Annotated in this window: 11 protein-coding genes; 7 read left to right on the forward strand and 4 right to left on the reverse strand. The window is 68.2% G+C overall.

What is annotated here, in order from left to right:
* The first annotated feature begins 123 nt into the window (after positions 1-123).
* Both QCD70_RS18890 and QCD70_RS18895 read left to right on the forward strand, forming a co-directional pair.
* On the forward strand, positions 124-618 hold the full coding sequence (locus QCD70_RS18890) for a hypothetical protein (RefSeq protein ID WP_301219152.1): 495 nt from the start codon (positions 124-126) through the stop codon (positions 616-618).
* Entirely contained in the window at positions 615-2294 is a 1680-nt protein-coding gene (locus QCD70_RS18895; RefSeq protein ID WP_301219154.1) for a RecQ family ATP-dependent DNA helicase, read from the forward strand. Before QCD70_RS18890 ends, QCD70_RS18895 begins: the two co-directional genes overlap by 4 nt.
* A gap of 21 nt (positions 2295-2315) precedes the next feature.
* Here the strand turns inward: QCD70_RS18895 and QCD70_RS18900 are convergent, their stop codons facing one another.
* Positions 2316-2495, reverse strand: a complete 180-nt coding sequence (locus QCD70_RS18900; RefSeq protein ID WP_301219156.1) for a hypothetical protein — start codon at positions 2493-2495, stop codon at positions 2316-2318.
* 130 nt (positions 2496-2625) lie between these two features.
* Between QCD70_RS18900 and QCD70_RS18905 the strand changes: the two genes are divergently transcribed.
* Positions 2626-2832, forward strand: a complete 207-nt coding sequence (locus QCD70_RS18905) for a hypothetical protein (RefSeq protein WP_055933430.1) — start codon at positions 2626-2628, stop codon at positions 2830-2832.
* Between the two features lie 30 nt (positions 2833-2862).
* On the opposite strand, the gene QCD70_RS18910 is transcribed toward QCD70_RS18905, so the two are convergent.
* Positions 2863-3525, reverse strand: a complete 663-nt coding sequence (locus QCD70_RS18910; RefSeq protein WP_055933427.1) for a TetR/AcrR family transcriptional regulator — start codon at positions 3523-3525, stop codon at positions 2863-2865.
* Between the two features lie 128 nt (positions 3526-3653).
* Here QCD70_RS18910 and QCD70_RS18915 point away from each other — a divergent pair, with 128 nt between their 5' ends.
* Positions 3654-3971: a DUF3072 domain-containing protein gene (locus QCD70_RS18915; RefSeq protein WP_441004959.1), complete on the forward strand. Its 318-nt coding sequence runs from the start codon at positions 3654-3656 to the stop codon at positions 3969-3971.
* 26 nt (positions 3972-3997) lie between these two features.
* Here QCD70_RS18915 and QCD70_RS18920 read toward each other — a convergent pair whose 3' ends face one another.
* Entirely contained in the window at positions 3998-5065 is a 1068-nt protein-coding gene (locus QCD70_RS18920; protein WP_301219161.1) for a Gfo/Idh/MocA family protein, read from the reverse strand.
* A gap of 105 nt (positions 5066-5170) precedes the next feature.
* Here QCD70_RS18920 and QCD70_RS18925 point away from each other — a divergent pair, with 105 nt between their 5' ends.
* Entirely contained in the window at positions 5171-5770 is a 600-nt protein-coding gene (locus QCD70_RS18925) for an RBBP9/YdeN family alpha/beta hydrolase (RefSeq protein WP_301219163.1), read from the forward strand.
* Between the two features lie 16 nt (positions 5771-5786).
* Here the strand turns inward: QCD70_RS18925 and QCD70_RS18930 are convergent, their stop codons facing one another.
* A complete protein-coding gene (locus QCD70_RS18930; protein ID WP_301219165.1) occupies positions 5787-6152 on the reverse strand; it encodes a DUF1801 domain-containing protein in 366 nt (121 codons plus the stop codon).
* A gap of 270 nt (positions 6153-6422) precedes the next feature.
* On the opposite strand from QCD70_RS18930, the gene QCD70_RS18935 reads away from it, so the two are divergent.
* Both QCD70_RS18935 and QCD70_RS18940 read left to right on the forward strand, forming a co-directional pair.
* Complete coding sequence (locus QCD70_RS18935; RefSeq protein WP_301219167.1) at positions 6423-7430, forward strand: hypothetical protein; 1008 nt, start codon at positions 6423-6425, stop codon at positions 7428-7430.
* Between the two features lie 112 nt (positions 7431-7542).
* Positions 7543-8480, forward strand: a 938-nt coding sequence (locus QCD70_RS18940; protein ID WP_301219169.1) for a chaplin family protein, incomplete at its 3' end; no start/stop codon positions are given.

Consider the following 8480-nt stretch of genomic DNA (forward strand, 5'->3'; position numbering starts at 1 on the left):
CCCCCCCCCCCCCCCCCCCCCCCCCCCCCCCCCCCCCCCCCCCCCCCCCCCCCCCCCCCCCCCCCCCCCAACTCGATAGTCCGTCGCTGGGCAGCGCCGGGGGATGCCGCTAGCGTCGAGGTCGTGACCGATTCCTTCACCTCTCTTCCCGACTGGATCGCGGCCGTCGCCTCGAGCCTCGCCTTCGTGGCTGCCGGCCTCGCCATCTACCCGGCCTGGCGGGCGTTCCGTCTCGAACAGAAGAGAGACGACCGGGCTGAGGTCGAGACCTTCTCGGTGTGGTGGGCGTCGCATCCCCGGCCCGGCGTGCCCGGCAAGAAGGACTGGGGCCTCATCGTCAGCAACAGCGGTCACCGCGTTCTCTGGAACATCGACCTCGGCATCGTGTCGCGCGCGAAACCGAAGCCGGCCACGGTGCAGATGCTCCCTCCGGGGCGGTACTTCATGCACTCGAACGAGACCTCATGGGACTTCCTCGCCGAGATTCCGGCTGGCACGCACGAGTACAGCCCGATCACCGAAGCGAAGACGCACAAGGTCACCGGCTACTCGCTCACCGACAGCTCCGGAACGCGCTGGGCGTGGGAGCCGGTGGCGGGCATCCGGCGAGCCCGATGACCGAGGCCCCCGTGACACCCGTCGACGCGACGAGCGACACCGCCATCGCCAGGGCCGCACGCGACGTGTTCGGCTGGGCGACCCTGCGCGAGGGACAGCTCGAGGCCGTGCGCGCCCCGGTCTCGGACAGAGACGTGCTCGCCGTCATGCCCACCGGCTACGGCAAGTCCGCCGTCTACCAGCTCGCGGGTACGGTGCGTGGTGGTGTCACCGTCGTGGTCTCTCCGCTCATCGCCCTGCAGGACGACCAGGTGCGATCGCTGCGCGAGAAGCACGGCCTCGTCGCCGCTGCGATCAACTCGTCCCGATCCGATTCCGAGAACGACGAGGCCTGGGCCGATGTCGAGAGCGGCGAGCCCTGCTTCGTCTTCCTCTCTCCGGAACAGCTCGCCAAGGAGTCCGTCGTCGCGCGGCTGGTCTCCCGGGGCGTGTCGCTCTTCACGGTCGACGAGGCGCACTGCGTCTCAGCGTGGGGCCACAACTTCCGACCCGACTACCTGGGGCTCGGCGAGGTCATCGACCGGCTCGGCCACCCTCCCGTCGTCGCGCTCACGGCCACCGGCTCCGGCCCGGTGCGCGACGACATCGTCGACAGGCTCGGCCTGCGCGACGCGCTTGTTCTCGCTCGGGGCTTCGACCGGCCGAACATCCGGCTCGAGGTGGTGCGGCACGAGAGCGACGACGACAAGCGTCGGGCCGTCGTGCAGCAGGTCGTGGATGCCGTCGGTCCCGGTCTCGTCTACGTCGCGACCCGCGCCGATGCGGAACGGTACGCCGACGCCCTGCAGGCCCGAGGCATCCCGGCCGCCGCGTATCACGCGGGCCTGCCCGACGCCCACCGCGAAGACGTGCACGAGCGGTTCATCGACGGCCGCGTCGACATCGTGGTGGCCACGAGTGCTTTCGGCATGGGCATCGACAAACCCGACGTGCGCTTCGTGGTGCACGAGGCGGTCACCGACTCCATCGACAGCTATTACCAGGAGGTCGGTCGCGCGGGCCGAGACGGCGGGGTTGCGCGGGCGACGCTGCACTACCGGGCCGAAGACCTCGGGCTGCGCACGTTCTTCGCGTCGGGCGTTCCGTCGAGCGAGTCGATCTCGCTGGCCTTCGCCGCCATCAAGAGATCGCCGGGCCTCTCGCTGTCGCAGCTGGCAGACGCACTCGACGTCTCTGCGCGGTCGGCGCGAGCACTGGTCAATCTTCTCGAGGAGTCGAGGCTGGTGACCTCGACGGCACGAGGACTCAGCGCGGTCGGCCGGCGATCGCCGACCGTGGCGGCGCGCATCGCGTCGGAGAAGGCGGCGGCCCTGCACCGCGTGGAGAAGTCGCGCGTACAGATGGTGCGGGGCTACGCGGAGACCCTCGAATGCCGACGCATCTTCCTGCTCGGATACTTCGGTGAGAACCTGGGCGCCCCCTGCGGAGACTGCGACACCTGCTCCTCGAGCAGCGCTCAGGAGGAGTTCGCCCGGGAGCACACGACCACTTCGCCGGAGGGCGATGCGAGCGCCTACCCCCTCGACACCCGGGTGCGCCACGCGAAATGGGGAGAGGGCGTCGTGATGCGCGTCGAAGAGGACAGGATCACCGTGTTCTTCGATGACGAGGGCTACAAGGTGCTGTCGATCGAGGCCGTGCAGCAGCATCGACTGCTCACGCTTCTGCCGGCCTGATCGACAGCCCCTGGCCCGCGATCAGTTCTGCGCGGGGTCTTCGAGGTCCTTCTCGGCGCTGTCGCCGGCGTCGGCGTGCTCGTCCTCTTCGACATTGAAGTGGGACGCCTCGCCGTGTCCCAGCGCGATTCCGTCGTCGGAGTTCGGGATGGTGCCGTCTTTTCCGAGCTTCTCGCCCTCGGTGGGGATGTTGTCTGACATGTCGCTCCTTCGCTTCGGTGGTCTCTCTCAGTCAAGCGCGATCGATGCTGAATGGTCAGGGGGTGGCGCGTTCCCGCCCGACATGCTTGCCTAGTCGTGCCATCCGGGCGAAGCGAGAGAGGACCGAAGCATGAGCGACCAGCAGAGCGAGTTCGACGAGAAAGAGGTCGACAAGGGCGAGCAGATCATTCCCGGCGTCGAGACCGAGGGCAACGCGGCCGCCGAGGCCGTCTCGCACTCGTTCGGCACCGTCGAAGAGCAGCTGCCCACCGACGGCGTGGGCGACGACGACCTCGATCTTCGTTCGCCGGGAGCCGGTTCGACCGAAGCGGACTAGGCGGTCGGTCGGGAGCCGGCGCTGCGCCGGCTACTCGACGACGTAGCTCTGGGTGCGTTCGAGGAACTTCTCGAGGTATTCGGTGGCGATGCGCGTGCACTCGTCGATGAAGAACTGATCGCCCGACGGATCGGTCTCGAACGCCTTCGCGGTGAGCGTGTCGACGATCTCGACCACCACCTCGACGTGCTTGAGCAGGTCGGGTCGGTCGCGCGAGACCTCGAAGCGCTCGAAGAAGAGTTCGCCCACCTGATGGGCGAGCACGGTGCGGTTGCTGTCGGTGTTGTCGATCAGATTGCGGTCGATCGCGTCTCCGAGACGCAGCCAGCGGAAGCCGGGCTCGGTGCGGAAGAGCCCACAGTAGGCCATGATGACCCGGCCGAGCAGCTCCTGCCACTCGGCGTCCCTGCTTTCGAGCGCGGCCTGAGACGTCTGCATCAGACGGGTGAGATTGCGCGTCGCGAGCGCCGCGGCGATGGCGGGCATGCCGTCGAAGTACCGGTAGATTCCCGGTCCGGACATGCCGACCCGCTTGGCGATGAGCGTGGGCGACAGGCTGCCGTAGCCGACCTCGTCGATCAGCGCCGCAGTCGTATCGAGGATGAGTTCGATGCGCTGTGTGCTGCGGTCCTGGCGCGGGCTGCGGCGCAGGGCTGCGCGCGGCACGACGTCGACGAGTTCATTGGTGGACATGAGTACCAAGACTACTTGTTGTTCCTGACCCTCGAACAGGGGTGACATGCTCGTGAGCCTGCTACTCCGCCGAGACCGGATGCGCCACCCCCGCCGCCGTGTCGGCCGTCGGCCGTAGCGTGGGAGGCATGTCAGACATCCAGAACAACGACGCGTCGGTCGAACCGGCGACTCCGTCCGTCACCCAGAACGACTCCACCGCCGGCAACTCGGCTGCCGATGAACCAGAGACGCTGGGCGCTCCACGCCCAGACGGCGACACCTCGTCTGCCGCCAAAGACCCCGAAGACTGGGTCACCGGCGACGAGCCGATGACCGGCCCGCAGAAGAGCTACCTCGATACGCTCGCCCGCGAGGCCGGCGAAGAGCTTCCGGCCACGCTCACGAAGGCCGAGGCGTCTGAGCACATCGATCGACTGCAGAAGGCCACCGGCCGCGGGCAGTAGAGGCGAGTGCTCGCGGCGGCCCCGGCCTAGGCGTCGTACGAGCCCGCGGCGCTGTGGATCTGCTCGATGATCTCGAGCGACCGCAACGAGTCGCGCGGGTCGACGGGAAGCGGGCCGCCGCGCAGCAGCGCTTCGGCGAGCATCTCGTAGAAGGTGGCGTACTTGCCCGCCTGGGTGGGCAGGGCGACCACGTCGCCGTCGACGCCGAGAAGACCCCAGCGGTCTTCGCCATAGACGCCGAATCCGTCGTCGGTGGGCAGCGCGCCGTTGCGCAACTGCGTCTCCTGCGGGTCGAGGCCCCAGCTCGTGTAGGCCGAGGTCGAGCCCAGCACGTGGAATCGGGGGCCGACCTGCGCTGCCATGCCGTTCATCCAGAGCTGGGTGTGCACGCCCGACGAATGCCTGAGCAGTACGGTGGTGTCGTCGTCGGCGACCCCGTTTTCCCGGCGGGTGATCACTTCGGCGTGAATCTCCTCGACGTCTCCGAAGAGCTGCAGGGCCTGGTCGAGCAGGTGCACGCCCAGGTCGTAGAGGATTCCGCCGCCTTCCGACGCGGTGGCCTCCGCCTTCCACGACTTGGCCTGCACCGGCTTCCACCATTCGAAACGCGACTCGAAGCGGCGCACCTCGCCGAGCTGGCCGGCCTCGAGCAGCGAGGCCAGCGTCAGGAAGTCGCCATCCCACCGGCGGTTCTGGAAGACGGTGAACGGGAGGCCGAGCCGCTCGGCCTTCTCGATGAGGGCCAGGCCCTCGGCGCTGGTGACGGCGAACGGCTTGTCGACAACGACGGCGACCCCCGCATCCAACGCCCTGTCGGCAAGCGCCGCGTGCGTGCCCGAGGGCGAGCCGATCACGACGAGGTCGAGCTGCCCTCGTGTGGCACGCTCGAACAGCTCGTCGACGCTGTCGACGATGACGGCGGCCGGATGCAGGCGGGCGGCTTCGGCGGCACGCTCGGCGTTCGACGTGACGATCACCGACACCTCGAAGTCGGGATTCGTGGCGAGGAAGGGCGCGTGGAACACCCGACCGGAGAGCCCGAATCCGATGATTCCTGCGCGGATGGGACGAGAGAAGGGAGTGGCTGGAGGCATGCCTCGAGGCTAGCGGGATGCGCTGGCGGTAATCGATAGCTCATCGGCAGAAACGACGGCATGTTTCGCTGTACGGCAGTTCGCCGCGGCACGAGAATCGTCTGCATGACAGCACAGCGCTCCGGGTTCCTCCTCCTGCACGGGTGGCAGAACGAGCGACCGCCCGAGCACTGGCAGCATCTCACCGCGCGCACACTGCGCGACCGCGGCGCGCTCGTGGAGTACCCGCAGCTGCCCTCGCCGCACTCCCCCACCGTCTCCGAGTGGTCGGCGTCGGTGGTGGATGCGCTGGGTCGGCTCCACGACACGGGCCGAGTCGACGACGTGGTCGTGATCGCCCACAGCCTGTCGGTTCTGCTGTGGCTGGGGGCGAGGCCGGATTCGCCCGTCGAGGTCTCGAGGGTGCTTCTCGTGGCGCCCCCGTCGGTGAACGTGGCAGCCGGTTTCGCCGAGATCGCGGCCTTCGCCGCGCTGCCACTCGCCGCGTCACCGCTCGATGCCGAACGCACGACTCTGGTGGCGAGCGACGACGACCCGTTCAATCCCGAGGGCGCCGAGAGCTCGTTCGGCCGACCGCTGTCTCTGCCGACCGTCGTTCTGCCCGGTCAGGGTCATTTCACGCCCGACTCCGGCTACGGAGAGTGGCCGTCGCTGCTGGAGTGGTGTGTCGACCCGGCCGTACGCATCCGGAGCCGCGAAGCCTGAACCACGACGGCGGACGTCAGGTCGAGCGGCGAACCAGTTCTTTCAGCACGCGCGTGAGCTCGGGCAGCTTCGCCGTGACGTCGTCGGCACCGCGCAGATAGACCATGCGGCGGCCATCGGAGTAGTCGCCCTCGAGGAGCTCACTGGCGATCGACGGCGCCTCCGGGTGGTGGAAGACGAGGTGCAGGTACTCGTCGGGGCGCAGCATGAAGGTGTAGAGATAGTCGTTCGCGATTCGGTAGCTCGGAGCGTTCCACTTCCATTCCTCGACGATCGCGGGGTCGATCGCGCGGGTCACGTCGCGCAGACGATCGATCTGTGAGCGCAGAGGATGGGCACGCTGGTCGAGCGCATCATCGACGGAGAGCTGCTTCTTCGGCATGGCGACAGGCTAACGGCCGACCGTTGGCTCTTACATCCGCAAAATTCTCCGCGTGATAGTTTCTGTCCCGAAATAAAGAGGCCGCATTCAGCGAAGGCCCAGCGAATCCGGGGATTGAAGCGTTTTACCGGTACGGACTGCGTTATAAGCAGCGCACGAAAACGAGTCGAACCATCGCGTTGTCGTTGCGTCCCGAAATATTCGAGCTCCTTTACCCCGCGAATCAGACGTGCCTAGGTTGGGGGTACTCAGCCGTTGGGGGTGATTGACGTGGATGCCATCGAAGAGCACCGACCCGTCAGTCGACTGCGGCTTCTTCTGCTCGGAGGCCTCGTCGGAGCCGGCTTCGTCGTCGGTGGAATCCTGCTCTCATCGACACCGGCACACGCAGACGATGGTCTCCTCGACGGTGTCGGAGGCGTCGTGTCCGGCGTGACGCAGCCGGTCTCCCAGATCGTCGACTCGGTCGTCGACACCGCTGTTCCTGCGGTCGAGAACGCCACCTCCGTGGTTCCCGAGCCGGTTGCAGAAATCGTGCAGCCGGTAGTGGAACCCGTCGTCGACCAGGTCGTCCTTCCCGTCGTCGAGGCGGTGCCCGACGCCCCCGTGGCCGAGATCGTGCAGCCCGTCACCGATGTGGTCGACCCTGTCGTCGCGGCCGTTCCCGTGGTCGGAGACATCCTCGGATCCACGCCGACGGCAAGCGTCACGGCACCGGTCGTCGAGCTCGCCGACTCCACTGTCGGGCAGGTGACGACGACCGTCGTGACCGTCGCACCGGCGCTCCCCGGGGCATCCGAACCGACCGGCCCCGACGGAGTCATCCCGTCGATTCCAGGCCTCGATCTTCCCGGCTCCTCGGCCGTTTCTCCTGCCGACGCAGGCGATGTCCTTCAGGCATCGAGCCCTGCGGTCGCCGTTCTTCCGGCATCGTCCGACGGCACCGTGTCGGCCTCCGTGCGCGGTTCCGCCGCATCCGCTTCGTCTTCTGGTCTCCCCGCCCCGGGACAGACCGGTTCCGCCAGCTCTTCAACGCCTCCGGTGCCGGGCGCTCCTGCGCCCGCCGGGCACCCTGAGGGTTCTCCCGTGGTCTTGCCCACTCCGTCCGGCAGTGGCGGCGCGGGAACGGGCGGCGGAGCCGGTTCCGGCGGGGTCGCCTCGCTCGACGCCCTCTCGGGCTCACTCTTCGCGCATGCCGCCATCACGCTGCGCGCACTCGAATCCGACGATGCTCTTCCCGCTTCGCCGACATTCGACCTCGGTTCGACTCCTGACTGACTGAGTTCGCACCTGCCTGGAATCCAGGGGCAGACGATGCGAACCACCTCCCCGCGCGATCGCGCGGCTGGAGCTAATCAGTCACAACAATCTTTCTTGGAGTTGAACCATCATGAAGAAATTCATTCAGAGAGGGCTGTACTTCACCCTCTTCGTCGGAGGCCTCTCGTGCCTCGGCGTCGCCGCAGCGAACGCTGCGGACACCACATCGGGCGAAGACGGCCTGGTGTCGGGAACCCAGGCCGTGATCGGCCTGGAGGTTCCGGTGGACCTCTCGGGCAACGCGATCAGCATCCTCGGGGATGCGACGACCACGGCACCCGAGGCGGCTCCCGCCGCTGAGCCGGCACCGGCCCCCGAGCCGGCTCCCGAGCCCGTCGCGGAAGCGACGACCTCCGGCGAAGACGGCGTCGCGTCCGGCACCCAGGCCGTCGTCGACGTCGACGTCCCGATCGACGTGTCAGGCAACGCGATCAGCGTCGTCGGCGACTCGGAGCAGTCGGGCGCCACGGAGTCCGCACCCGCGGCTTCGGAGGCCCCGGCGGAGGACGCTCCGGCGGCCACCACGACCGGGAGCGATTCGCTTCTCGGCGGCACGCAGGGACCGGTCGACGTCGACATCCCGATCACCGTCGGCGGCAACGCCATCACCGTGATCGGAGACTCGAGCAGCTCGGGCAGCACGAGCACGGCGGGCGAGCCGTCCGACAGCCCTGCCGGCACCGGCGCATCCACTTCGGGTGAAGACGGAATCCTCGGTGGAACGCAGGTCGTGGGCGACATCGGAGCCCCCGTCACCGTCGGCGGCAACGCCATCACCGTGATCGGCGACGCCGAGTCCACCGACTCCAGCACCACCGGCGGAACCACCGGCGGAACCGGAACGACCGGCTCCGGCGCGACCACCTCCGGCGAAGACGGAATCCTCGGCGGAACCCAGATCGTGCCCGTCATCGGAGCCCCCGTCACCGTCGGCGGCAACGCCATCACCGTGATCGGCGACGCCGAGTCCACCGACTCCAGCACCACCGGCGGAACCACCGGCGGAAC

Source organism: Agreia sp. PsM10 (assembly GCF_030433855.1).
Lineage (GTDB): Bacteria > Actinomycetota > Actinomycetes > Actinomycetales > Microbacteriaceae > Agreia.